The sequence below is a fragment of the Pseudomonas sp. DSP3-2-3 genome, assembly GCF_049898225.1.
In the GTDB taxonomy this organism is placed as follows: Bacteria; Pseudomonadota; Gammaproteobacteria; order Pseudomonadales; family Pseudomonadaceae; genus Aquipseudomonas.
Genome location: NZ_JAFCXH010000010.1, coordinates 61610 through 86503, shown reverse-complemented (window position 1 = coordinate 86503; position 24894 = coordinate 61610). Strand labels below are relative to the sequence as shown.

Here is a 24894-nt window from a genome sequence, read left to right as displayed (position 1 = left end):
GACTTACATTACAATCATAATATTACGACCGTAATCCATAAACTCCCGTCGCCAGCCAAGACTGCGACGCACATCGCACTTGCACAGGTAACGTTGATGAACAGTTCACTTCAGGCCGATGTAACGGCCAGCGCAGTCACACCAATGCCCAAGCGATCGCCCTTGCTCAAACGCCTGTTGTTGCTGCTGGTGATCGTTGCCGCGCTGGTGGCCGCAGTGCTGTTCGGCCTGCATTGGTGGACGGTCGGCCGTTTCATTAAATCCACCGACGATGCTTATATCGGTGGCGATGTCACCGTGATCGGCCCCAAGGTGCCGGGCTATATCACCGAGCTGAAAGTCGTCGATAACCAGTTCGTCCACGCCGGTGACTTGCTGATAAAAATCGATGATCGCGATTACCAGGCCGCGCTGCACAAAGCCGAAGGTGCAGTCGCGGCCCAGCTGGCGTTGCTGGCCAATCTCGATGCCACCGAAGAACTGCAACACGCAGTGATCGGTCAGGCCAAGGCCGGTATCGATGCCGCCAACGCCGAAACCGTGCGCTCACGGGACGATCATGCGCGCTACAAAGAGCTGGTCAGCCGCTCCGCCGTATCGGTGGAAAGCGCCCAGCGTGCCGATGCGACGTTCAAGACCGCGCAAGCCAACGGCGCCAAGGCCCAGGCTTCGTTGCTCGCCACACAACGCCAACTCAATGTGATTGCCAGCCAGAAACAGCAAGCTCGCGCGGCGCAAGCCGTGGCCGAACGGGAGATGGCGCAGCTCAACGTCGGCTACACCGAACTGCGTGCGCCGGTGGACGGTGTTGTCGGCAACCGTCGGGCGCGGGTTGGCGCCTACGCAGCGGCCGGAACCCAGCTGCTTGCCGTGGTGCCCTCCAGCGGTTTGTGGGTAGATGCCAACTTCAAGGAAGACCAACTGGCACACATGCTCCCCGGCCAACCGGTGACCATTCACGCCGACGTGCTGCCGGGTCGGGAATTTCACGGGCATCTGGACAGCCTGGCCCCGGCGACCGGCGCACAATTCAGCGTATTGCCGCCGGAAAATGCCACCGGAAACTTCACCAAGATCGTGCAACGGGTGCCGGTTCGGGTGTTGCTTGACCAGAACGACAGCACCTTGGGCAGCCTGCGGCCGGGTCTTTCGGTGACGGCGCAAGTCGACACCAACGCCGAGATCAGCGTCCAGACTCCGTCAGCCCCGGTGGCTACGGCCAATGTGAGCCGTGCGCCATGAGTACGCCAGGCGCCGCCATTGCCCAGCCGTTCGATGCAGCATCGATGCCCACCGCGCAAAAAGTCTTCGCCTTCGCCACCATGTGCGTGGGCATGTTCATTGCCCTGCTGGACATCCAGATTGTCTCGGCTTCGCTACGCGATATCGGCGGCGGGCTGTCGGCCGGCGCAGATGAAACCGCCTGGGTGCAGACCAGTTACCTGATTGCGGAAATCGTCGTCATTCCGCTGTCCGGCTGGCTGTCCCGAGTGATGTCGACCCGCTGGCTGTTCTGCGCGTCGGCGGTGGGTTTCACCCTCGCCAGCCTGCTGTGCGGCCTGGCCTGGAATATCCAGAGCATGATCGCCTTTCGCGCCCTGCAAGGTTTTCTTGGCGGCGCGATGATCCCGATGGTCTTCACCTCGGCGTTCATGTTCTTCACCGGCAAACAGAAAGTCATCGCCGCTTCGACCATCGGCGCCATCGCATCCCTGGCGCCGACGTTGGGCCCGGTGATTGGCGGCTGGATCACTGACGTTTCCTCCTGGCACTGGCTGTTTTACATCAACCTGCTGCCGGGCATTTTTGTCGCGGTGGCCGTGCCGATGCTGGTCCGTATCGACAAGCCGGACCTGTCGCTACTCAAAGGCGCCGACTACGCGAGCATGGTGTTCATGGCGGTGTTCCTTGGCTGCCTGGAATACACCCTGGAAGAAGGTCCGCGCTGGAACTGGTTCAGCGACAGCACGATTGTCGCGACGGCGTGGATTTCCGGGATCGCGGGGCTGGCGTTCGTCAGCCGCACCTTGATCGTGGCCAACCCCATCGTCGATCTGCGCGCGTTGAAGGATCGCAACTTCGCCTTGGGTTGCTTCTTCTCGTTCGTGACCGGCATCGGCCTGTTCGCGACGATTTACCTGACGCCGCTGTTCCTCGGTCGGGTGCGTGGCTACAGCGCGCTGGATATCGGCCTGGCGGTGTTTTCCACCGGTGTGTTTCAGGTGCTGTCGATCCCGCTGTATGCGTTTCTCGCCAATCGGGTCGACCTGCGCTGGATTCTCATGGCCGGGCTCGCGCTGTTCGCCGTGTCCATGTGGGACTTCTCGCCGATTACCCACGACTGGGGCGGCAAGGAACTGATGCTGCCGCAAGCCTTGCGCGGCATCGCCCAACAATTGGCCGTGCCGCCAGCGGTGACCCTGACCTTGGGCGGATTGGCCATGGCGCGGTTAAAGCAGGCTTCGGGTCTGTTCAATCTGATGCGCAACCTTGGCGGCGCCATTGGCATTGCCGCTTGCGCGACGATTCTCAACGACCGCACCAATCTGCATTTCACGCGCATGACCGAACACCTGAACAGCAGCAATGAAGCCATGAACCAATGGCTGAGCCAGGTAGGCGGCAACCTTGCAAGCCTTGGTCAAGCCGGCAACGACGGCATGACCGCGGCGCTGCACCAACTGTGGCTGCTGACCTTTCGTGAAGCCCAGACCCAAACCTACGCCGATGCGTTCCTGGCGATCATGGTCTGTTTCATCATCGCCACCGCCATGGTCCCGTTGATGCGCAAAGTCGTCCCGCCCGCTGCGCCTTCCGCCGACGCTCACTGAGAAACCACGCCATGAAAACCCTGCATAGCACCCGCACATTTACCTTGAGCCTGCTGATGGTGGCGTTGGCCGGCTGCGCAGTCGGGCCGGATTATCAGACGCCCGCGCCCGTCATCGGTGGTCAATTCAGCCAGCAGCCACTGCTCGATCAGCGGCTTGGCGAAACGCCCGCGCCGTCGCTGGACACCTGGTGGAACGGTTTCGCCGACCCGCAACTGAACCGGATCATCGAGCGGGTGCTGAAGCAGAATCTCGACCTGCAGGCGTCCATGGCCCGGGTCGCACAGGCACGGGCCGCCGCCCGTGAAGCCGGAGCCGAGCGCTTGCCCGAGGGCAATCTCGACGCCCGCGCGGTGCGGCAGCGGCAATCCCAGGAAAGCGCGCTGGGCAAGATCGGCAGCACCTTTCCCGGCTACGAACGCAATCAGACGATTGAAACCATCGGTGCTGGCGCCAGCTGGGAGGTCGATCTGGCCGGCGGCCTGAAACGGAGCGAACAAGCCGCCAGCGCCGAAGCCCAGGCCGCCGAAGCCAATCACACCGGCGTGCGGATTTCCGTGGCGGCCGAAGCTGCCGACGCCTACTTTCGGGTGCGCGGCGCGCAGCAACGCATCGCCTTGGCCGAAGATCAGGTGCAGACCGAAGCGGCCCTGCTGGCGCTGGTCAACGATCGATTTGGCAGCGGCCTGTCGACCCATCGCGAACAAGCCCAGGCTCAGGCGCTGGTCTTGCAGGCCCGCGCCACCTTGCCGCCGTTGCGCACGGAACTGGCGCTGCAGCTCAATCGGCTCGATGTGCTGATGGGCGCGCAACCCGGATCCTACGCCAAAGAATTGCTGACCAGCTCGCAAAGCTACAAGGTGCCAACGATCAGCGACACCGACGGCCCGGCCAGCCTGCTGCGCCGCCGTCCCGACGTGATGGCGGCCGAACGTCGTCTGGCTGCGTCCAGCGCGCGCATCGGCGCGGCCATTGCCGAGTACTACCCGAAGGTCTCGCTGGCGGGTTTACTGGGTTTTGAAAGTCTGCACAGTGGTTCGTTGATCGGCGCTTCAGCGTTTCAACCCCAGGCCATCGTCGGTCTGCACTGGCGGCTGTTCGATTTCGGTCGGGTAGACGCCGAAGTCGCGCAAGCCAAAGGCGCCAACGCCGAGGCTCTGGCGCAGTACCGCCAGTCGATGCTGCGCGCCACCGAGGATGTGGAAAACGCCATCGTGACCCTGACCGAACTGGAGTCCCAACATCGGGAAGTGGAACAGGAAGTCGCCGCCCACACAGTCGCCCGCGACGCCGCGCAGGATGCCTACAAAGGCGGGGCGATCAGCCTCGTGGAAGTGCTGGATGAAGATCGGCTGCTGCTGACCTCGCGGGATCAGTTGGCGCAACTGCACGCCAACGACGCCCGGGCGGCGGTGTCCACATTCCGCGCATTGGGCGGTGGCTGGCCGCAGGCGGTGCAGACTGCCGGGAAGTAGATCACCTGATTTTGTGGGAGCGAGCTTGCTCGCGAATAGGCCATTACATCCAGCACATGTATCTCGCCAGAAATATCGCCTTCGCAAGCAAGCTTGCTCCCACGGGTCGTGCGCTTATTGGCTCCTAGCCTTTGATAAACGCCAACAGCGCCTGGTTGACCTCGTCGGCCAACGTCGTACACATGCCGTGCGGGGCGCCGGGGATGACTTTCAGGGTCGATCCCTTGACCAATTCCGCGCTGCGCAGGGCCGAGGCCTTGATCGGTACGATCTGGTCGTCGTCACCGTGCAGGATCAAGGTGGGCACGTCGATTTTCTGCAAGTCTTCGGTGAAGTCGGTTTCCGAGAAGGCCTTGATGCAGTCCAGCTCGCCTTTGATCGAACCGAGCATGCCCATGAACCAGAATGCGTCGATGGTGCCCTGTTCGACTTTCGCGCCGTCGCGGTTGAAGCCGTAGAACGGCACGGCCAGGTCCTTGAAGAACTGCGAACGGTTATTGAGCGTGCCGGTACGAATGCCATCAAACACCTCAATCGGCAAGCCTTCCGGATTCGCCTCGGTCTTGAGCATCAGCGGCGGCACAGCGCCAATCAGCACGGCCTTGGCAACCCGTGAAGTGCCGTGGCGCCCAAGGTAACGCGCCACTTCACCACCACCGGTGGAGTGCCCGATCATGATCACGTCTTTCAGATCCAGCGCTTCGAACAGCTCGGCCAGGTCGTCGGCGTAGGTGTTCATCTCGTTGCCTTCCCACGACTGACCCGAACGACCATGACCGCGACGGTCGTGAGCAATCACGCGATAACCCTGCGCGCCAAGGAACACCATCTGCGCATCCCACGCATCGGCATCCAGCGGCCAGCCGTGGGAAAACACGATGGGCTGGCCGGTGCCCCAATCCTTGTAAAAAATCTCGGTGCCATCTTTGACTTTCAACAGGCTCATTGGATATTCCTCGGGTGATGACGCGATGGGAGACGGGAAGACGTGAGGAAAGAGACTAGACGCGAATGAGGCGCATACATTGAACATATGTGCGGTATTTGATGGGTGGTTGCTGCCACTTACGCCTCGCGAATAAATTCGCTCCTACAGGTGAAATACGGTCCACACAGATTCAACGCCGCTCTGGCTATGGCTATGGCTTTTGATCTTGATCTTCAGCGCCCCGTCAAACCACGCTGGCCGTAATTCGATGTTGATTGGGAGAGGGAAACCTGCAGGACGCCGGTTTAGCCGCACTGGGCCAGGGATGGCCCTTTGCGGCGACCCTCCCAATCAATGTCGGATTACGGGCATGCCGAGCCAAAGCGAGGGACCGAGTGGTGGGGCAAGAGCCTTTTGCTTACTTTTGGGCTGTTCAAAAGTGAGGCGCCGTAAGGGCGCAACCAAAAGCCGCCGTCACCGCGGCAACGGATATGTACGCATCCCCCGTGTGGGAGAGCGAGCTTGCTCGCGAACGCAATATTCACGCCCAGATGATGCGCCGGACCCTAGGCATTCAGACCAGCATCCCGTCCCGCCCCACAACCACCCGCTCCGGCAACTCACTTTCATGCTCCATCAACCACGCATCCAGGGTGTGCCCGACATGGGTCAGCACGGCCTTGACCGGTTGCAGGCGTTGGATGATGTCCAGGGCCAGGTTCAGGTCGTTATGGTTGCGCGGGGTTTGCGGTTGCGGCGGCATGGAGCAATCGAGAACCAGGGCGTCCAGCGGTTCACGTTGCAGGCAAGCGAAAGTCGCTTCGGGCAGGCCGACGGTGTCGGTGAGGTACGCAACACGGCGCCCTTCCCCTTGCAGCAGGTAACCGAGCGTCGGTTTTGAATGCAACAAAGGTAACGCCGTCACGCTCAAGACGCCGAGCTGACGGGTTTCAAACTCGATAAACGGCTGGCTGAAATCCAGAATGCCCGGATGCTTGTACAGGTCGGACAAACCTTCCGGGTCCACCGGGCCGTGCACCGGAATCACCAATCCATGGCCCCAGCGCAGATGCAGCAAACCCTGCGCATGATCGGCGTGGTAGTGGGTTTGCAGAATGCCGTCCAGGCTATGCGGCGGGAAACGCTCGGTGAGGTCGGTCAGGCCGCTGTCGATCAGCCAGCGCTGATCGCCACATTCGATCAACGCGCTGCACGGCAGCCGCCGATAACAGGTGTCGGCTTGCGCCCGTTCACAGGCCGCGCATTGGCAGCCGTAAACCGGCACTTGCCGGGCATCACCGGTGCCTAGCAAGGTCAGGCGCATGCGTGCTCGCGGGCGATGCGCTGGATCAGCTGTTCGACGCTGTGTGCCAGCGCGCCGGAGTTATCCAGGACGAAAACCCCGGGGGCCGAGGCTTGCACGTCGCCCGCAAATTCAGCATTGCGCTGCAACCGTGCTTCGATTTCAGCTACCGATTCCCTGCCCCGCGCCAGCAAACGCTGGCGCAAAGCCTGCTCGCTGACGGTCAGCAGCACCGCCAGCAAATCGGGATAACGTTGTCGCGCCTGGGGCAGATAGCCCCGAGAACCGTTGATCAGCACGTCGGAGCCCTGGCCGAGCCATTCGTCGATCTCTTTGGGAATGCCGTAATGCAAGCCATTGGCTTGCCAGCTCAAGGCGAACTCGCCCTGAGCCTGCATCGCCGTGAATTGCTCGACACTCACCGCTTGCGCCGCTTCGCCGACGGCTTCCGCCGAACGGGTGATGACGCGGCGTACGATTCGACAGCCGCGCCGTGCCAGCTCCTCGCGTGCCGCGTCCAGCAGGCTGTCCTTGCCCGAACCGGACGGTCCGATGAGATAGATCAACCTGCCTGCCATCAATACACCCTCTTGCCTTGTCGCCATACGTGTTGAATCACCGGCAGCGCGCCCTGAGTCCGGACATGAACCAGGTCGGCGCGCAGACCGATACGAATTTCGCCACGATCAGCCAGACCCGCCGCAATCGCCGGTGCTTTGCTGACCATGCTCACCGCCTGGGGCAGCGAGCAATTCTGCGCCTGGTCGGCCAGCGCGAACGCGGCCTGCAACAGGCTGGCCGGATAGTAGTCGCTGGAGAGAATATCCAGTAGCCCTGTTTTGGCCAGAGCCGCCGCCGCGACGTTGCCCGAGTGTGAACCGCCGCGCACCACGTTCGGCGCGCCCATCAACACACTCATGCCCAGCCGTCGACAGCCCTCGGCCGCTTCCAGCGTAGTGGGAAACTCGGCGATGGTCATCCCGTAACTGGCCGACTCCTCGACGTGGGCCAGCGTGGCGTCGTCGTGACTGGCCACCGACAAGCCCCGCGCCAGGCAATCTTCGACGATGGCACGCCGATAGCTGTCGCTGTATTTCCGGGAATTGGCGACCTGTTCGACGATGAATTCGTCCATCTGCGCCGTGCTCAGGTGGTATTTGCCCATGTAGTACTCGCGGTACTTGGACTCCAGGGCAAACTGGCGCTGGCCCGGCGAATGGTCCATCACCGACACCAGCTGGACCAGCGGCTGCTCCACCAGATCGCGGAACACGCTCAAGGTATCCGGATGGCACACTTCACAGCGCAAGTGCAAACGGTGCTCGGCGCGGGTCAACCCGGCAGCGTTGGCCGCCGCAATGGCTTCGAGCATGGCCGGCAGTTGCTGCATGCGCTTGCCCTTGGGGTTCACGTCGCCAATGGACAGCGCATCGAACACCGTGGTGATGCCAGACGAGATGATCTGCGCGTCATGACTGAGCACCGCCGATGCCGACGGCCAGTCGACGCCGGGACGCGGCGACAGATGTTTTTCGAGGTTATCGGTATGCAGCTCCACCAGGCCCGGCAGCAAATAGTCGCCGTGCAGGTCTTGCGCCTGGGGCAGCCTGCTGCGTCCTTCACTGACCTCGGCAATCAGGCCGTTGCGCAACACCACGGTGCCGTGGAATACCTGTTCGGCGCCGACTACCTGGGCATTGGTCAGAATCTGTTCGGTCAGCATTGCAGCAACTCCTTGGCGGTGAGGTCCAGTGGGGTCATGTTCAAATGGCGGTCAGCGACGGCTTCGCGAGCGGTACGGTCGTGGAAGATACCGATCAGCGCGGCCCCGGCCTGCTTGGCTTCGTTGATCAGTTCCAGCACCACCTGGCCATTGGTGTCATCCAGCGAAGCAGTCGGCTCGTCCAGCAGCATCACCGGCCAGGACACCATGAAGCCCCGGGCGATATTGATCCGTTGCTGTTCGCCGCCGGAGAACGTCCCCGGAGCGAGTTGCCACAAGCGCTGCGCAATGTTCAAGCGAGTCAGCAGCAGTTCGGCACGGGCCTTGGCCTCGACTTTACTCCAGCCTCGGGCCAGCGCCGGTTCCATCACCACATCGAGGGCGCTGACCCTTGGAATCACGCGCAGAAACTGGCTGACGTAACCCAGGGTTTGCCGCCGTACAGCCAGCACTTGCCGGGGTTCGGCGCCCACCAGCTCCAGCGGCTGCCCTTCATGCTGCACGCGAATGCTGCCGCCCGCCGGAAGGTAATTGCCGTACAGCGTACGCAACAAGGTGCTCTTGCCCGCGCCGGAGTGTCCGTTCAGGACCAGGCATTCGCCACCACGCACCGAGAAATTCAAGCCGCGCAGCACGTTGAGCACCACGCCGTTCTGTTGATGCAGGGTGAAAGTCTTCGAGAGGTCGCGGACCTCGATCAGGGTATTCATCAGGCTCATCCCAAAAGTCGCTTCACGGTTGCAGCACCGAAGACACCAGCAGCTGCGAGTATGGATGCTGCGGGTCGTCGAGAATCTGGTCGGTCAGGCCGGTTTCGACGATTCGCGAGGCGCGCATCACGATCAGCCGGTCCGCCAGCAGCCGCGCCACCGCCAGGTCGTGGGTGACAATCACCACCGCCAGATCCAGTTCCCGCACCAGGCCGCGCAGCAGATCGAGCAGCCGCGCCTGCACCGACACATCGAGCCCGCCGGTGGGTTCATCCATGAAAATCAGACGCGGACTGGACACCAGATTGCGCGCGATCTGCAGGCGCTGCTGCATGCCGCCGGAAAACGTGCGAGGCAAGTCGTCAATGCGCAGCGGGTCGATTTCTACTTGCGTCAACCAATCGATGCCAGCGCCACGCAGCTGCTGATAATTGCGCATGCCCTGAGCCATCAGGCGCTCGCCGATATTGGCCCCGGCCGAAACGCCCATGCGCAAACCGTCACGCGGATTCTGCTCGACGAAGCCCCATTCAGTGCGTAGCAAGGTGCGACGCTCGGCTTCGCTGGCGCTGTACAGATCCAGCACCTGGCCGTCCTTGCGCCGATAGTCGATGCCGCCACGATCCGGTGGGCAACGGCCGCTGAGCAGCGACAACAACGTGGACTTGCCGGAACCGGACTCGCCAACGATGCCCAGCACTTCCCCTGGATATAACTCGAAATTGACGTCCTGACAGCCCTTCTCCGGGCCATACAGCCGCGTCAGGCCGCGAACCTTGAGCAGCGGCGACACAGCGTCAGGGTTTGCCTGAAAGATGGGTGCTGCCTGTGCGCTGTTCATTGGCCGGTCTCCTGCTGCAAAACGCGCTGGGCGCAGTAATCGGTATCGGAACAGACAAAACTTTGCGTGCCAGCATCGTCGAGAATCAGCTCGTCAAGGTAGGAATCATGGCTGCCGCAAATCGCGCAGTTGTGCTCCCAGCTCTGGATCTGGAACGGGTGATCCTCGAAATCCAGGCTTTGCACGCGAGTGAACGGCGGCACCGCGTACAGGCGCTTCTCGCGCCCGGCACCGAACAACATCAAGGCCGGGCTCATGTCGAGCTTGGGGTTGTCGAATTTAGGGATCGGCGACGGGTCCATCACGTAACGCTCATCGACCATCACCGGGTACGCGTAACTGGTGGCGATATGACCGAAAGTGGCGATGTCTTCGTAGAGTTTCACGTGCATCACGCCGTAATCGTTGAGCGCGTGCATGGTCCGGGTTTCGGTTTCCGAAGGCTCGATAAAACGCAGCGGCTCGGGGATCGGCACTTGATAGACCAGAATCTGATCGGCGTGCAACGGGGTTTCCGGAATGCGGTGGCGGGTCTGGATCACGGTCGCTTCCGGGGTACGCTCGGTGGTGGCGATGCCTGCCGTGCGGCCGAAAAAGCGCCGGATCGACACCGCATTGGTGGTGTCGTCCGCGCCCTGATCGATGACCTTGAGCACGTCTTCAGCGCCGAGAATCGCTGCCGTCAACTGCATGCCGCCGGTGCCCCAACCGTAAGGCAATGGCATTTCGCGGCCACCGAACGGCACCTGATAACCGGGAATCGCCACGGCTTTGAGCAAGGCGCGACGGATCATGCGCTTGGTCTGTTCGTCGAGATAGGCGAAGTTATACGCTTCGTCGCGTTCCGGTCGGGCCGGGCGGGATGTCTGGTAGGCATTCATGCTTGCGGCTCCTTGTGCGCAGGCGCGCGCAACTTGCGAATCAGCTCCAGTTCGGACTGAAAGTCCACGTAATGCGGCAATTTCAGGTGCGAGACAAACCCGGCTGCCTCGACGTTGTCGCAGTGGGCCAGGACAAACTCTTCCTGCTGCGCCGGCGACTGGATTTCCTCGTTGAACTCCTCGGCCCGCAGCGAGCGGTCCACCAGCGCCATGGCCATGGCCTTGCGCTCTGCATGACCGAACGCCAGGCCGTAGCCGCGAGTGAACTGCGGCTGTTCAGTGCCGGAGCCGACGAACTGATTGATCATTTCGCATTCGGTGACTTCCAGGGTGCCAATCGAAATAGGGAAACCCAGTTCTTCGGGCTCGATCCACACCTCGACTTCACCGATACGAATCTCCCCGGCGAACGGGTGATTGCGCCCGTAACCGCGCTGGGTCGAATAGCTCAGCGCCAGCAGAAAGCCCTCATCGCCACGGGCCAGCGCCTGCAGACGCTGGGCGCGAGTGGCCGGGTATTCCAGCGGCTCGCGAGTGATATCAGCGACCGCTTCGGCGTTATCCGTTTCGTTCTTGATCAATCCTTCCCTGGCGAGCAAACCCAGTACACGTGGGCATGGGTCCAGCGCCGCGTCTGCCTGCACCTGCTGGCCCGGAAATTCACCTTCGGCCAGCAGGCTGAAATCCAGCAGGCGGTGGGTGTAATCAAAAGTCGGCCCGAGCAGCTGCCCGCCCGGCAAGTCTTTGAACGTGGCTGATAGACGACGGTTGAGCTGCATGTTCGAGGTGTCGATGGGCAAGCTGGCGCAGAAGCGCGGCAGCGTGGTGCGATAGGCGCGCAGCAGGAAGATCGCTTCGATCATGTCCCCCGCCGCCTGCTTGATTGCCAGCGCCGCCAGTTGCTCGTCGTACAGGGAGCCTTCGGTCATCACCCGAGCCACGGCCAGCGGCAATTGCTGACGGATCTGTTCGACGCTGAGTTCAGTGATGGACGTATCGCCCCTGCGCTTTTTCGCCAGCAGCTTGTGAGCGTTGTCGATGGCCTGCTCGCCACCCTTGACCGCGACGTACATCAGGCACGCTCCTGCACACGAGTGCTGCGTGGCAAACCGAGCAAGTCACTGCCCGCGAGGAAAAACACGTCCAGGCCACGGGGGAAATCGTTATGGGTTTCCCGCTGCTGCCAGAATGAGTCGCTGACCGGTAGCGCAACGCGGTTTTCCGTCTGGATCCCCGGCCCGCGCCAGCTCAGCAGCGGTCCGCCGGACAGGCTCGGCAGCTGGATCAGCAAGGTGCAGGACTGATCGGGATAACGGTCGTTGCCCAGATCGAAGCCTTGCAAATCATGCAGCTGGCTGTGGTCGAGCAAGGCGAAGCGCGCGTGCTGGCGCTCGCTGACAATCGGGCAGCCACAATGAAACGTCAGGTTGGCGCGAATGACCGGCGTATCGAAGGCTGGCGCCAGCCACAAAGGCGTGTCGATATCCAGCAGTGCCAGACACAACGCATGACTGGCCGCTGCCAGACCTTGCAAGGCCGGCGGCTGTTGCGCCGCCTGCAAAGGATGAATCACACCGGGACCGGCCAGCGCCTTGAGCGCCGCACGAAAACTGCGTTGCGCATCGAGCACGGGATCGGCGAATGCCGGTTGCAGAAGGGTTGCGCTCATCAGTCTTCTCCTCTGACCAGGGTAAAGAATTCCACCTTGCTGGCGGCGGTCTGTGCGTCTTGCTCGGCGCGGCGTGCGGCCTGAGTGCGGGCCAGCGGCTCGATCAGTTCATTGAGCCAGTGCTGCTGTTGCGTGCCTTGCAGATGGGCGTCGGCCAGGGCGGCCAGTTCGGCCCGGGCCTTGTCACGCCCGGCCAGATAACTGAAGCCGGTGCGGCCGTCCGCCAGGCGTACCACGCAACGGGTCACGCTCATTTCCCCGACGTTGAACGGCGCGCCGGTGCCGCCCATGCGTCCGCGCACCAGGGTCATGCCGATTTCCGGGGCGCGAATCAATTGGTATTCGGCGTCGCGCAAGGCCGATTCGTGACGGTTCAAATCGTCGCCACTGGCGCGGGCAAGCAGCCCGATCCAGCGCTGGCGAGCGACGATGGCGGGGGCTTTTTCAGGGTTCATGTCTGGCGTCTCCATCATGTAATGACCTGATACTGGAAGCGGTCGGAGCGGCTGGTAGAACGGGACAGTTCCACCGGATTGCCGGCGTCGTCCCGAGAAACGGTGAGTACCGTGAGGACCGGTAGATGCCGGGGCATCATCAATAGCCCGGCTTCTTCGCGGCTGGGCAACCGTGAGCCGATCAGGCTCAGGATGCGTGTCAAAGGCAACTGGCGCGCAGCGAAGAACTGCCGCAATGAGCCACTTCGATAGGCCGCGAGCATTTCACTGCGGCTGGCACAGAAGCGATGCCGAATCAGGCTGACCGGCTGACCGTCGAGACGGCGCAAGGTGTTCAGCTCGATCAGCGGCGCGTGTTCGGCAACGCCCAGGTGTAGCGCATCTTCGGCAGTCGCCAGGCATTCATTGCGATGCAAAAGTGTTGCTTCAACGCCCAGGCCCAGCGCTGACAAGGACTGGCTATAGGCACTGTCGGCCTGCACCGGGTAAATCAATCGGCGTTCCAGCACTTGTGTGCCCTTGCCCTGGCGACGCAGCACACAGCCCTCGCGCACCAGTTCGTCGATGGCACGGCGGATGGTGTGGCGGTTGACGGCGAAGCGCGCGGCCAGCTGGATTTCGGCGGGTAAGTAATCCCCGGCGCGATAACCGTCCAGTTCGTTGCGCAAGGTGTCCGCCAGTTCGCGGTACACCGGCTCTGCTTGTCTAGACATTTCCATGATTAAAAAAAGCGCAACAAAGCGCGCCCTCTCCTTCTAGATGAACTGCTTGCGCAAGCGCTGGGACACGATGTCGATGGCGCTGACCACGACGATGATCACCAGCAATACCGCGCAGGTCTGGGTGAACTGGAAGGCGCGGATGTTTTCCCAGAGGATCACGCCGATGCCGCCCGCGCCGACCATGCCGACCACCGTCGCCGAGCGCACGTTGGATTCGAAGCGGTACAGCGCATAGGAAATCCACAGCGGCATGACTTGCGGGATCACGCCGTAGATCACTTCCTGCAAGGCGCTGGCGCCGGTGGCGCGCACCCCTTCAACCGGTCCCGGATCGATGGCTTCCACCGCTTCGGCAAACAGCTTGGCAAGTACCCCGGTGGTGCTGATCCACAACGCCAGAACGCCAGCGAAAGGCCCGAGGCCCACAGCCACCACGAACAACATGGCGAAGACCATTTCATTGATGGAGCGGAAGGAATCCATGACCCGGCGCAATGGCTGGTGAATCCACCACGGGGTGATGTTGTCGGCGCACAAGATACCCAGCGGCACCGAGCAGACAATCGCCAGCACCGTTCCCCAAAGCGCGATTTGCACGGTGACGATCATTTCCTTGAGGTATGAACGCCATTCATGGAAGTCCGGCGGGAAGAAATCGGCAGCGAAAGTCGCCATGTTGCCCGAGTCGCGGTACAGCGCCAACGGGTTCATTTCGGCGCCATGCCAGGCCCAGGCCAACATCGCCAGGAACAAACCCCAGCCCAGGTATTGCGGCCAGGTGCGCTTGCCCACGGCCTGGACGTATGCAGCGTGCGTAGTGCTCGTCATAAATAGCTCTCGGTGGCCAGAAACGGGCGCGGCCCAACACCGCGCCCGGTCAATCAACCGGCAGTGGCAGTGTTTTTCTTTTCAAGCTCGGAGATGCGGTCTTGTAGCCTGGTCAGGCCGGCGTCAATGTCTTTCAGGCGCTTGGCCTTTTCCTCAGCATCAAGCGTGGTGCTGGCGACCACTTCGGTGCGCTGTTTGAACAAGTCCAACTGGCGGATCGGCAGCAATTGGTCATCGCTGGACTTGAGGAACTTGCCCAGCTGCATGCCTTTGAGCACGGCTTTCTCTTCGTCGGTATTGCCATAGTCAGCGAAGAACTCGCGGATTTTGGCTTTGTTCTCGTCCGACAGCGCCTTGCTCCAGACCATCGGGTCGGCCGGGATCAGCGGCGATTTCCAGATCACCTTGAGCTTGGCGGCCATGTCCGGCTGGGTAACTTCCAGACGATCCCAGCTTTCGGTATTGAAGGTGGCGACATCCAGCTGGCCCTTGGCGACGCTGAGGGCGTTCACTTCATGGCTGGAATTGAGGGTGCGTTTGAACGCCGTCGCGGCATCGACGTGGTTCTTGGCGAACACGTAGTAGCCCGGCACCAGATAGCCGGAGGTGGAGTTTGGATCACCGTTGCCGAAGGTCAGGGTCTTGGCGTTCTTGAGCATGTCCTCGACCGAATTGATCGGGCTGTCCTTGCGGGCAATGATCACGCTCCAGTAACCGGCTGCGCCATTGGCAGCAGCGGTCTGGGCGAAGATTTCGCCATTGGATCGGTCCACGGCTTCCATCGCCGCCTTGTTGCCCAGCCAGGCCACATCCACCTTGTTAAAGCGCATGCCCTGGATCAGGCCGGCGTAGTCCGAAGCAAAGGTCGCGTTGACCTTCAGACCGGTTTTCTTGCCCATGTCATCCAGAAACGGCTGCCAGATGCTCTTGAGGTTCTGCGACGATTCGGTAGACATGATGCCGAAGTTGATGACTTTCTCGTCGGCATGGGCAGTGCCCAGCAAGCAACTGCCAAGCAAGGCAGCAGACGCAACGACGCGACCAATACGGTTCAACATGGAAGCACTCCTGAAGTGATGTTCATGGATTGGCTGTTGGTTTTATTTCGGGATTCGTCAGTTCGGTGTCGCCGCTCAAACACGGGCGAGCGCCAGTTTGGGTGGCTGCGCGGTGCGGCGGCCTTCGTCGGAGATCATCAGGCTGGTGTCCACATCCGCGCCGTAAAGGTCATTGAGGAACTGGCTGCTGAGGCCATGGGCATTGCCGTCGTAATGAATGCGACCGCCCTTGAGCGCCACGGCCCGCGGGCAATAACGCACGGCGTAATCCACCTGATGCAGGGTGACCACCACGGTCTTGCGATCAGTGCGATTGATGTCGGCGAGGATTTCCATGACCTTGCGCGCCGACTCGGGATCGAGCGAAGCAATGGGTTCGTCGGCGAGAATCACTTCGGCGCGCTGGGTCAACGCCCGGGCAATCGCCACCCGCTGCTGCTGGCCGCCCGAGAGGGTCGAGGCGCGCTGTGCTGCGAGGTCGGCGAGGCCAACGCGGTCCAGGGACTCCATGGCGCGCTGCTTTTCTGCGGCATTGAACAAGCCAAAGTTGCCACGCCAGCCGGGCATGCGCCCCAGGCAACCAATGAGCACGTTGTCCAGCACGCTGAGGCGATTGACCAGATTGAACTGCTGGAAGATGTAGCCGATGTCCGAGCGCAGATGGCGCACTTTGCCATTGAGGCGCCCGCTGGACTGCACTTCACGGCCCAGCACTTCGACCCGCCCGCCATTGCTGCGGTCGCAACAGGCCAGGCCCGCCAGATGACGCAACAGCGTGGATTTACCCGAGCCGGAAGCGCCGATCAAGGCAACCATCTCGCCGGGTTGTATAGACAACGCAAGGTCAACCAAAGCGGGTTTGCGCGCAAAAGTCTTGTTCAGACGTTCGACATGGATGGCTGCGGACATAGGCTTCTCTGTCTGGTTGCGCAGCCGGAATGGCCGCTTGGGTGCAACAAACAGTAGAGCCGGGGTATTTCAGCGGGATGAACTGAACATGACGGTTGGGTAACCGTTTGGTGAAAGGTTGAGTGTCGAGGACAAGCGCACTTGCGGCAGCCACATTCATTCGCTCTATAAAGCCGCACACCCAGAGCTAAAAGCCAGACGTCTATTGGTCACAGCATCTACCTACATCGACAGACTGTTGTTTCACTCCCCTTACAGAAACCCAGACACTAACCAACGCACATTGACCAATTAAATAAACAGAACTAAACCCTAAACAGGCCCGCCATGAATATGGCCTGTTACAACTCGATTAGTTTGCAATGCACCGCTACTCCAGGGCATTACAGCCATGACAACCCAAACACAAGCCCCGCGTTCCATCACTAAAATCATCGTTGCCATTCACGGCATAGGCAGTCAGAGCCGCAGTAACACGATTCGCACTGTCGCACACCGCATCGCAAGCCTGTACAAGGACCCCCCACCTATCATGCCGCTGGGCTTCTTCCAGCTGGGTGACAACGGCGAAGTCCATGTCAGCAAGCTGGAAGTCGGAGAAGGCCACACAATGGAAACGGTGGGTTTTGCCGAGATCTATTGGGCCGATGTTGCCAAAGACGTGGTCACGCGAGGCGATACGCTGGAAGAGAGCAAAGCCTGGGGCAAAACAATTGTTGCCCGAGCCCACGCCTTGTACGAAGAGAAACTCAAGGATAAGGACCCACGCCTGGACGACAAGGATTTCGCCCTGGCGGCGGGTGCGGTGGATGAAATATTAGAGGCCGTTACTGTGATTGAAAACCTGAGTTGGGTATTCAAGAAGTCCGGAGTTTTCGAGTTTCAGATTTCGTCCCTGCTCACTGATTACATTGGCGACGTGCAACTGGTTGCCGACTTCAAAACCTATCGAAAACAAATCATTGGCAACTTCCACGACGCGATGACACAAATTGTCGACAGTTTTGAAACCCGACATCCCGAGACTCCGAGGATTTACATCGTGGCCCACAGCGAAGGGACCGTGATCAGTTTTCTTGCGATGCTGGAAGCCCTGTCCTCTCCGGTAAACAGCTCTTTGCAGGCCAAGTCCGGCCGAACCGCGACGTATCAGTGGATACAACACGTCTCCGGCTTCATGACCCTGGGCTCCCCTATCGACAAACATATACTGCTGTGGCCCAGGCTCTGGCCGGTTGACACCATCGCAACGGAGAACTTCACCGGCGCAACGCCGCTGGGGCACGTCACAGTCATCGCGCAACCCCCGGAGAATGGCATCACCCTGCCCGCGCCGATCAAATGGCGTAACTACTACGACTTTGGCGACCCGGTCGGCTTCCAGCTGGACAGTGCTCGGGCCTACCTGCGGGATCAGCAATGCGCTGCATTTGAATTCGATGCACAGCATGACTACGGGTTTGCCAGGTACTGGCTACCGGGCAAAGCACACGTCGATTATTGGCAAGATCCGGATGTGTTTCGTCATTTCATTGATGACGTGGTGTTTGCAGATCCCTCGCCCCAAGTGGCAGATACGTCAGCAGCCGCCAGCGACACGCCCGGCACCAGCAGCGCTCCGCCCGCGAAAAGCCCGCCGCCGAAGACCAGGCAGATAGTCAGTCTGGTGAGCGTCGCTATTCCTTATGCACTGTCTTTCCTGCTGCATGTCGCCGCTGTGTACTTCATGCTCAAAGCCGTCATGACCTTCCTGTATCTGGACTCCTGGAGTGCGCTCGAAATAGCAACCGGTGTGATCACACTGTCTATCCTGCTCGCCAGTATCACCGTGGCCGGCCGAATTCCGCGCCTGGTAAAACGCACGCAAAAGCGCTGGTGGATACTTGCGATAGGTGCTTTTGCGGTGGGGGCTCTTGCTGTCATCTATATGCTGGATGACAGAACTGCGGACTTCCTGACTTCTGGAGTCGCGGGCGCGACAACAATTGAAAGCCTTTATGGGGTATCGCTGGAGAAAGCATGGCTTATCGGCTTGGGTGCCCTTGTCGCGGCGTCATGCTGGTTGGTTCCGCGCAATCCTCGCTGGGGCCGGAGGTTTATGGTCAGTTCAGGTATGTTGGTGGTGGGGATCGCAATAGCCGTGGGTTATATCAATGCTCCGGCTGTATTCGAGGCATCTGGTGCAGGCGGGATCCCAGGCAAGGAAGTAAAACGCCTGCTCTGGCCCCTCGTGCTTGCCGCACTGGCGTTTATCTATCTGTGGTGGCTCGCGATCCTGACCTTTGACCTCGCGTTCATCTGGCATCGTTATATCCGCAACTCGGTCGCCATCGACGCCGTCAGGTGCTGGCAGGATAAAAAAGATGCCAAACCGCGAACATTCAAAGGGCGAGAACCCAATCTGGCGGTGCCGCATTTTTCACTGGTAAGCCAGGTCACAAAAAACCGAGTGCCGCGATGACATAGCTGATCCTCGTCGGGCCAGATGGATATGGCCCGTTGGAGCGAAGATTAAATCCTGAACGTCCCCACCAAATGCTGCAGACGCGCGGCCTGTTCTTCCAGGTGGCCGCAGGCATCGAGGGTGAGCTTGAGGTTGTCGACGCCTTCCTGATTGAGGGTGTTGATCTGGGTAATGTCGACGTTGATCGACTCCACCACAGCGGTCTGCTCTTCGGTGGCCGCCGCAACGGACTGGTTCATGCCGTTGATTTCGTCGATGCGGCGGGTGACGCTGCTCAAGCGCTCGCCCGCCTGATTGGCAACGGTGACGCTGCTTTCGCTCTGCCGCTGGCTTTCGGTCATGGTAACAACCGCCTCGCGCGCGCCAACTTGCAGCTCTTCGATCATGGTCCGCACTTGCTGCGCTGAATCCTGCGTCCGGTGCGCCAGATTACGGACTTCATCGGCGACCACCGCAAAACCGCGCCCCGCTTCCCCGGCCCGCGCAGCTTCAATGGCAGCGTTGAGCGCCAGCAAATTGGTCTGCTGGGAAATGCTGGTGATCACTTCAAGAATCTGCCCGATATTCACCGTCTTGCCGTTCAGACTTTCGATATTGGCGCAGGACTCGCTGATCTTCGACGACAGCTCATTCATCGCCGTGATGGTCTGCTGCACCACTTTCTGGCCATCGCCTGCCAATTCGCTGGCATCCGCCGAGTGCTGGGAAGTACGCGCGGCGTTCTGGGCAATTTCCTGGGCCGCTGCGCCCAGCTGGTTGATTGCCGCCGCGACACTTTCGGTGCGGTTGGCCTGCTGATCGGAGTTGGTCATGGACGAGTTCGAAGCCCGGACCACGCGCAAGGCCACTTCACCCAATTGACCGGCGGTGGACGCCACTTCACGGATCGAGCCGTGGATACGCTCGACGAAGTGGTTGAACGACTGCGCCAACGCGCCGAATTCGTCCTGGGAAATAATGGCCAGACGCTTGGTCAGATCGCCGTCCCCATCAGCGATATCGCGCATGGCGCGACCCATCTGGTGCAGCGGTTGCATCAGGACGCGGATCAGCAAACCGAGCAGCAGGATGATGATCACCACGGAAATAACCATCGCGGTGATGGCCGAGGTGCGGAACTCACCGAGCATCGAATAGGCAGCGTCCTGATCCAGAACCAGCGCCACATACCAGTTGGCTGAGGAAACGCCCTCAACTTTGGTGAGCGACATGATTTCGGCTTTACCCGAAGATTCAATCTCGCGCACGCCAGCAGTGATTGCCGGAGTGTCGTTCGGGTAAGCCTCGCTGATGTTTTTCAGGATCAGTTTGCTGTCCGGGTGAATCAGGATCTTGCCTTCGCCGCTGACAATGAACGCATAACCGTGACCGCCGAAATTCAGCGAGTTGATGGTTTTGCTGATGCTGTCCAGGGATATATCCGCGCCCGCGACGCCGATGAATTGATTCTGGTATTTAACCGGTGTCGCCAGTGTCACTACCAGCTTGCCCGAGGAGGCGGCGATATACGGTTCGGTCACGATAGTGCCGGAAGCGTTTTGCGCCGCTTTGTACCAACCACGCGCACGCGGATCGTAATCGGCCGCGCGATTACCGGCAGGCACGGAAAACATCACGCCGTCGATGCTGCCGAAATAACTGAGCTGGAAGTTGTCGCTGTAGGCCGGCACGCCGATAGCGCGCTGCAAGTCAGGCAGCGCCTTGCCGTCGGCGGCGATACGCTGGGACATGGATTGCAGCAACTGCGTGCGACTGTCGAGCCAGGTCTGGATATTCTGCGTCGTCAAACTGCCAAGCTGTTGCAACTCGGCAAATACATTGGTTTTTAATGTTTCGCGTTGTCGATAATCGTTCACGACAATAAAACAAGTAAACGCGACAACCACAACCAATGCGGCGGCGAGCAGGATCTTCCTGCTGAAACCCAAACTTTTCATCATCACGGACACTTCCACTACAAAAAAACAACGACGGGAGCGGCGTATTCTGTAGATAACAGAGAATGCCGTGCGGCGTTGTACTGGGCTTCGTAATAAAAGGAAAGTCGCTTCTTTTGAATATATCTTCCAGATTGCCACTATCAGACGGGTGACATTGAAAGCGCTGAATCCGGACCAGATTCAGCCTTCTCAACACCCCTCTTCTGATCGGCAGATCAAGCTAGCTGCGCAACAGACTGCAAATGACAGCGCACCTGCGCTTCGCCACCCCTGGCTGCTGCCAATACTTGCGGTTTGTCACAGCCCACTGTGGCTTTCGGGCAACGGTCACGGAAGAAACAGCCGGTCGGAAGCCTGCGGTTGCCGGGTAACTCGGTCGGTGCGGCGACTTGAGTATTGTCCAGCGGTGCACCGAGGCGCGGCACGGCATCGAGCAGCAGCTGCGTATACGGATGGCGCGGCTGTTCCAGCACTTCCGCAGCGCTGCCCAGTTCGACGATTTGCCCCAGATACATGACTGCAACACGGTCCGCCATGTGCCGCACCACCGACACGTTGTGCGAGATCAGGATATAAGTCAGGTCGCGGCTGCGTTGCAGTTCGCCCAGCAAATTCAGAATCTGCGCCTGCACCGAGATATCCAGTGCCGAGGTCGGTTCGTCGAGGACGATAATGTCCGGGTCAGACGACAAGGCTCTGGCAATGGCAATCCGCTGCCGCTGACCTCCGGAAAACTGATGCGCAAAACGATCCAGGTACTCGGGACGGATGCCCACCTGCGAGGCAACCCTTGCCGCAATTTCACGCATTTCGCGACGCGGTACCGTGCGTTGCACATATAACGGTTCGGTGATGATCTTCCAGATTGGCAAGCGCGGATCCAGCGAGGACTGCGGATCCTGGAAAACGATCTGCACATTGCTGCTGCGCTCGCGGGCATCGTTGTAGATCCAGTCGACGCTGCCCAGGGTTGGCTTGATCAAACCCATGAGCAATTGCGCCAGAGTGCTCTTGCCGCAGCCTGATTCACCCACCACCCCCAATGTTTCCCCGGCGCGGACTTGCAGGTCGAGACCGTTCAAGGCGTGAGCGACGCCTTTAGGCCGCCCAAGCCAGTCGCTGCCGACCGGGAAATGCACCCGGACATCGTTGAGGGCAAGGATCGCCGAGTTGTCTTCCGGCAGGCGTTTACGTGCGTTATTGATCATGAGGCTTGCTCCTGAACGTTCAGCCAGCAGGCGCTCTTGCGCAAGCCCGCGACATCAATGGCCAGCAGCGGTGGACGCTCCAGGCACTTGGGCATGGCAAACGCGCAACGCTCGCGAAACGTGCAGCCGTTGGGTAAAGCGGAGAGATTCGGCACCTGACCGGGAATAGTCATCAGGGCTTCACCGGGCCGGACTTGCTCGGGCAGTCCACTCAACAAGCCCTTGGTGTAAGGATGACGCGGATCGGCCATGACCTGAGCAGTATCCCCCTGCTCCACCACCGCGCCGGTGTACATCACATACACCCGGTCGCAGAACTGCGAAACCAGCGCCATGTCGTGGGTAATCAGCAGAATCGCCGTGCCCCGCTCCCGGGCTTTTTCGCGCAGCAACAACAGCACCTGACGTTGCACGGTGACATCCAGCGCCGTGGTCGGCTCGTCGGCGATCAACAGTTGCGGGTCACAGGAAAACGCCAAAGCGATCATCACCCGCTGGCGCATGCCGCCGGACAATTCGAACGGATAGCTTTCCAGCACCTGCTCGGGGTCGGCAATGTGCATGTCGCGCAGCAATGCAATCGCCTTGCTTCGCGCCTGATCCTTGCTCAAATGCTGATGATGAATGATGACATCGGTCATTTGCCTGCCGATGCGCCGGGTAGGATTCAGGGCGGTCATCGGCTCCTGGAAGATCATCGCAACATCGCGGCCGCGCACCTTCAACAGTTCTTTCTCCCTGGCCGCCAACATGTCCCGGCCAAGGATGTTCAGACTGCCTGCGGTAACCCGATAGCTGCGCTCGGGCAGCAAGCGCAGGCTCAACATGGCCGTCACCGATTTGCCGGAGCCGGACTCGCCAATCACGCCGACAATTTCGCCGGGATTGACATGCAGGGAGACGCCATTGAGTGCCTTGACCGTGCTGCGGTAGGCCGGGAATTCAATGCTCAGGTTATCAATGGTCAATACCGGCGCAAGGTTCGTCGCAGAAGTGGAAGCGCTATGAATAGGCATGGTCATTTCCCCTGTTGCCGCGGATCGAGCAAGTCGCGCACGCCGTCGCCGAGCAGATTGAAACCGGTGGCCGTGACCAGAATCGCCAGGCCGGGAAACGTCGAATACCACCATTGATCAAGAATGTAGTTGCGCCCGGTTGCGACCATCGCGCCCCACTCCGCCGTCGGTTGTTGCGCGCCCAGACCGATGAAGCCCAGCGCCGAGGCCATGAGGATTGCCGCACCGATATCCAGGCTCAACTGCACCAGCAACGGCGGTGTGGCATTGCGCGCCACGTGCCAGAGCACGATGTGCCAGCGTCCCGCGCCAAAGGTCTGTGCCGCCTTGACATAACCCATCTGCCGGATGCTCAGCGCCTGGCCACGAGCCAGCCGCACGTAGAACGGAATTCGCACCAGGGTAATGGCCAACATGGCGTTGAACAGACTTGGACCCAGCGCCGCCGTCAGGGCCATGATCAGCACCAGCGATGGCACCGAGAGCATGATGTCCATCAGGCGCATGATCAGACTGTCGAAACGACCGCCGATGACGCCGGACATGCAGCCCAGCAAACCGCCAATCAGGCAGGAAGAAAATGCGACGAACAAGCCGACTCCCACGGATTGCTGGCTGCCGTACAACACCCGGCTCAACAGATCGCGGCCGACTTCGTCGGTGCCGAACCAATGCTCCGCCGACGGCGGCGCGAGGCGATGAATCAGGTCCAGGGCATTGGGATCGTAAGGCGCCAGCCAGGGCGCGAAAATCATGCAGAGCAGGACCAGCGCGCTGATGACCAGACCGGCGATGGTCAGCGGGCTGCGACCGACCTGATAGCGCAGATAGGCGAACCGTTCCCGCCACGCAGGCGTTTGTGCCACAGACGGAATGCTTAGGGGCGTGAGTGGAGTCGTCATGTCAGTTGACCTCGCCGATACGTGGGTCGATCAGGCGATAAACCAGATCGATTGCCATGTTGAGCAGCACATAGATGAAGGAAACCACGATCGCGAAGCCCATGACCGCCGGAAAATCCAGAGACTGGATCGACTTGACCACGTAGGCGCCCATGCCGGGCCAGGCGAAAACCGTTTCGGTCAGCACTGCGCCATACAGCAGATCGCCCAATGTCAGGCCCAGCACCGTCACGGATGGAATCAATGCGTTGGGCAGCGCGTGGCGTAGAATCACTGCCCATTTCGACAAACCGTAAGCCCGCGCGGTACGGATGTAGTCCTCGCCCAATTGATCGAGCATCGCCGAGCGTATCTGCCGCGCGATCACGCCAAGGTTGACGAAGCCCAGCGTCACAGCGGGCAGAAGCAAGTGCTGCGCGGCATTCTTGAACAACTCCCAGTCGCCCATCAGCAAGGAGTCAATCAGATAGAAACCGGTGATGGTTCGCGGCGGCGTCAGACCTTCATCCAGGCGGCCACTGCCTGGCAGCCAGTTCAGGTGGCCGTAAAACAGCACGATCAGGCCCAGTCCCAGCCAGAACGCCGGGGTTGAAATGCCGGTGACCGCGAGTGTGCGGGCAATCTGGTCAATGGCGCGATTGTGGTACACCGCCGACAGCACGCCCAGCGGCACGCCAATCAGGATCGACAGCAGCAAGGCGGCAAGCGCCAGCTCCAGAGTCGCCGGAAAATACGCCTGCAAGTCCTCAAGAACCGGGCGGCTGGTGCGGATCGACGTACCCAGATCGCCTTGCAGCAGATCGAGCATGTAGCGGCCATATTGTTGATAGAGCGGCAAATCCAGCCCCAACTGATGACGGATGTTGGCAACAATGGCATCGCTGGCGCGGTCGCCGGCGATCAGCCGGGCCGGGTCGCCGGGGATCAGGTGAGATATCGCAAAAGTGATCACGGAAACGCCAATCACGACCAGCAGCAGGCCGAACAGACGTTTGCGCAGAATATTCAGGAAGGCCATCAGGCACCTCGGT

General features: G+C 60.6%; 23 protein-coding genes and 1 pseudogene. 4 read left to right on the top strand and 20 right to left on the bottom strand.

The features are described 5' to 3' along the window. Positions 1-96: 96 nt before the first annotated feature. Genes ACP7E4_RS13725 through ACP7E4_RS13715 form a run of 3 tightly spaced genes read left to right on the top strand, consistent with a single transcriptional unit; the run spans position 97 to position 4306 of the window. Positions 97-1242, top strand: a complete 1146-nt coding sequence (locus ACP7E4_RS13725; protein WP_426114450.1) for an HlyD family secretion protein — start codon at positions 97-99, stop codon at positions 1240-1242. Further along, a complete protein-coding gene (locus tag ACP7E4_RS13720) occupies positions 1239-2831 on the top strand; it encodes a DHA2 family efflux MFS transporter permease subunit (protein ID WP_426114448.1) in 1593 nt (530 codons plus the stop codon). Before ACP7E4_RS13725 ends, ACP7E4_RS13720 begins: the two co-directional genes overlap by 4 nt. Positions 2832-2842: 11 nt before the next feature. Continuing rightward, complete coding sequence (locus ACP7E4_RS13715) at positions 2843-4306, top strand: efflux transporter outer membrane subunit (RefSeq protein ID WP_426114446.1); 1464 nt, start codon at positions 2843-2845, stop codon at positions 4304-4306. A gap of 124 nt (positions 4307-4430) precedes the next feature. Here ACP7E4_RS13715 and ACP7E4_RS13710 read toward each other — a convergent pair whose 3' ends face one another. From ACP7E4_RS13710 to phnC, 14 genes are all read right to left on the bottom strand, one after another. Beyond that, positions 4431-5252, bottom strand: coding sequence for an alpha/beta fold hydrolase (locus tag ACP7E4_RS13710; RefSeq protein WP_426114444.1), 822 nt, complete (start codon positions 5250-5252; stop codon positions 4431-4433). A gap of 556 nt (positions 5253-5808) precedes the next feature. Then, complete coding sequence (phnP, locus tag ACP7E4_RS13705; protein WP_426114442.1) at positions 5809-6558, bottom strand: phosphonate metabolism protein PhnP; 750 nt, start codon at positions 6556-6558, stop codon at positions 5809-5811. Continuing rightward, on the bottom strand, positions 6549-7115 hold the full coding sequence (gene phnN / locus ACP7E4_RS13700) for a phosphonate metabolism protein/1,5-bisphosphokinase (PRPP-forming) PhnN (protein ID WP_426114440.1): 567 nt from the start codon (positions 7113-7115) through the stop codon (positions 6549-6551). Before phnN ends, phnP begins: the two co-directional genes overlap by 10 nt. After that, entirely contained in the window at positions 7115-8260 is a 1146-nt protein-coding gene (locus tag ACP7E4_RS13695; protein ID WP_426114438.1) for an alpha-D-ribose 1-methylphosphonate 5-triphosphate diphosphatase, read from the bottom strand. Before ACP7E4_RS13695 ends, phnN begins: the two co-directional genes overlap by 1 nt. After that, positions 8254-8970 (bottom strand): phosphonate C-P lyase system protein PhnL, encoded by a 717-nt coding sequence (gene phnL, locus ACP7E4_RS13690; RefSeq protein ID WP_426114436.1) that lies wholly within the window; start codon positions 8968-8970, stop codon positions 8254-8256. The genes ACP7E4_RS13695 and phnL overlap by 7 nt, the downstream gene beginning before the upstream one ends. A 22-nt stretch (positions 8971-8992) precedes the next feature. Next, positions 8993-9811 carry a phosphonate C-P lyase system protein PhnK gene (gene phnK, locus ACP7E4_RS13685; protein WP_426114434.1) on the bottom strand — a complete coding sequence of 273 codons (819 nt, stop codon included), beginning with the start codon at positions 9809-9811 and terminating at the stop codon, positions 8993-8995. Continuing rightward, positions 9808-10692, bottom strand: a complete 885-nt coding sequence (locus ACP7E4_RS13680) for an alpha-D-ribose 1-methylphosphonate 5-phosphate C-P-lyase PhnJ (RefSeq protein WP_426114432.1) — start codon at positions 10690-10692, stop codon at positions 9808-9810. The genes phnK and ACP7E4_RS13680 overlap by 4 nt, the downstream gene beginning before the upstream one ends. Beyond that, positions 10689-11765 (bottom strand): carbon-phosphorus lyase complex subunit PhnI, encoded by a 1077-nt coding sequence (locus tag ACP7E4_RS13675; protein WP_426114430.1) that lies wholly within the window; start codon positions 11763-11765, stop codon positions 10689-10691. Before ACP7E4_RS13675 ends, ACP7E4_RS13680 begins: the two co-directional genes overlap by 4 nt. Continuing rightward, on the bottom strand, positions 11765-12361 hold the full coding sequence (phnH, locus tag ACP7E4_RS13670; RefSeq protein WP_426114428.1) for a phosphonate C-P lyase system protein PhnH: 597 nt from the start codon (positions 12359-12361) through the stop codon (positions 11765-11767). The genes ACP7E4_RS13675 and phnH overlap by 1 nt, the downstream gene beginning before the upstream one ends. Beyond that, positions 12361-12816, bottom strand: a complete 456-nt coding sequence (gene phnG, locus ACP7E4_RS13665) for a phosphonate C-P lyase system protein PhnG (protein ID WP_426114426.1) — start codon at positions 12814-12816, stop codon at positions 12361-12363. The genes phnH and phnG overlap by 1 nt, the downstream gene beginning before the upstream one ends. Positions 12817-12830: 14 nt before the next feature. Next, positions 12831-13535: a phosphonate metabolism transcriptional regulator PhnF gene (gene phnF, locus ACP7E4_RS13660; protein WP_426114424.1), complete on the bottom strand. Its 705-nt coding sequence runs from the start codon at positions 13533-13535 to the stop codon at positions 12831-12833. Positions 13536-13571: 36 nt separating this feature from the next. Next, entirely contained in the window at positions 13572-14366 is a 795-nt protein-coding gene (phnE, locus tag ACP7E4_RS13655) for a phosphonate ABC transporter, permease protein PhnE (RefSeq protein ID WP_020289826.1), read from the bottom strand. Positions 14367-14419: 53 nt separating this feature from the next. Further along, positions 14420-15424, bottom strand: a complete 1005-nt coding sequence (gene phnD, locus ACP7E4_RS13650) for a phosphonate ABC transporter substrate-binding protein (protein WP_426114422.1) — start codon at positions 15422-15424, stop codon at positions 14420-14422. A 75-nt stretch (positions 15425-15499) separates the two neighbouring features. After that, positions 15500-16333 (bottom strand): phosphonate ABC transporter ATP-binding protein, encoded by an 834-nt coding sequence (gene phnC / locus ACP7E4_RS13645; protein ID WP_426114420.1) that lies wholly within the window; start codon positions 16331-16333, stop codon positions 15500-15502. A 391-nt stretch (positions 16334-16724) separates the two neighbouring features. On the opposite strand from phnC, the gene ACP7E4_RS13640 reads away from it, so the two are divergent. Next, on the top strand, positions 16725-18794 hold the full coding sequence (locus ACP7E4_RS13640) for a hypothetical protein (protein WP_426114418.1): 2070 nt from the start codon (positions 16725-16727) through the stop codon (positions 18792-18794). 50 nt (positions 18795-18844) lie between these two features. On the opposite strand, the gene ACP7E4_RS13635 is transcribed toward ACP7E4_RS13640, so the two are convergent. The 6 genes and pseudogenes from ACP7E4_RS13635 to ACP7E4_RS13610 form a co-directional block, all read right to left on the bottom strand. Further along, entirely contained in the window at positions 18845-19609 is a 765-nt protein-coding gene (locus tag ACP7E4_RS13635; RefSeq protein ID WP_371106423.1) for a methyl-accepting chemotaxis protein, read from the bottom strand. Positions 19610-19702: 93 nt separating this feature from the next. Beyond that, positions 19703-20734 (bottom strand): annotated as a pseudogene (locus ACP7E4_RS13630) (HAMP domain-containing protein); the annotation flags it as partial. Between the two features lie 218 nt (positions 20735-20952). Continuing rightward, positions 20953-21945, bottom strand: coding sequence for an oligopeptide/dipeptide ABC transporter ATP-binding protein (locus ACP7E4_RS13625; protein ID WP_426114416.1), 993 nt, complete (start codon positions 21943-21945; stop codon positions 20953-20955). Next, positions 21942-22961 (bottom strand): ABC transporter ATP-binding protein, encoded by a 1020-nt coding sequence (locus tag ACP7E4_RS13620; RefSeq protein ID WP_426114415.1) that lies wholly within the window; start codon positions 22959-22961, stop codon positions 21942-21944. The genes ACP7E4_RS13625 and ACP7E4_RS13620 overlap by 4 nt, the downstream gene beginning before the upstream one ends. 2 nt (positions 22962-22963) lie before the next feature. Further along, on the bottom strand, positions 22964-23863 hold the full coding sequence (ddpC, locus tag ACP7E4_RS13615; RefSeq protein ID WP_426114413.1) for a D,D-dipeptide ABC transporter permease: 900 nt from the start codon (positions 23861-23863) through the stop codon (positions 22964-22966). A gap of 1 nt (position 23864) precedes the next feature. Beyond that, the gene (locus ACP7E4_RS13610; protein WP_426114411.1) at positions 23865-24881 is read right to left on the bottom strand and encodes an ABC transporter permease; all 1017 of its coding nucleotides are present in this window, start codon (positions 24879-24881) and stop codon (positions 23865-23867) included. Positions 24882-24894 lie beyond the last annotated feature (13 nt).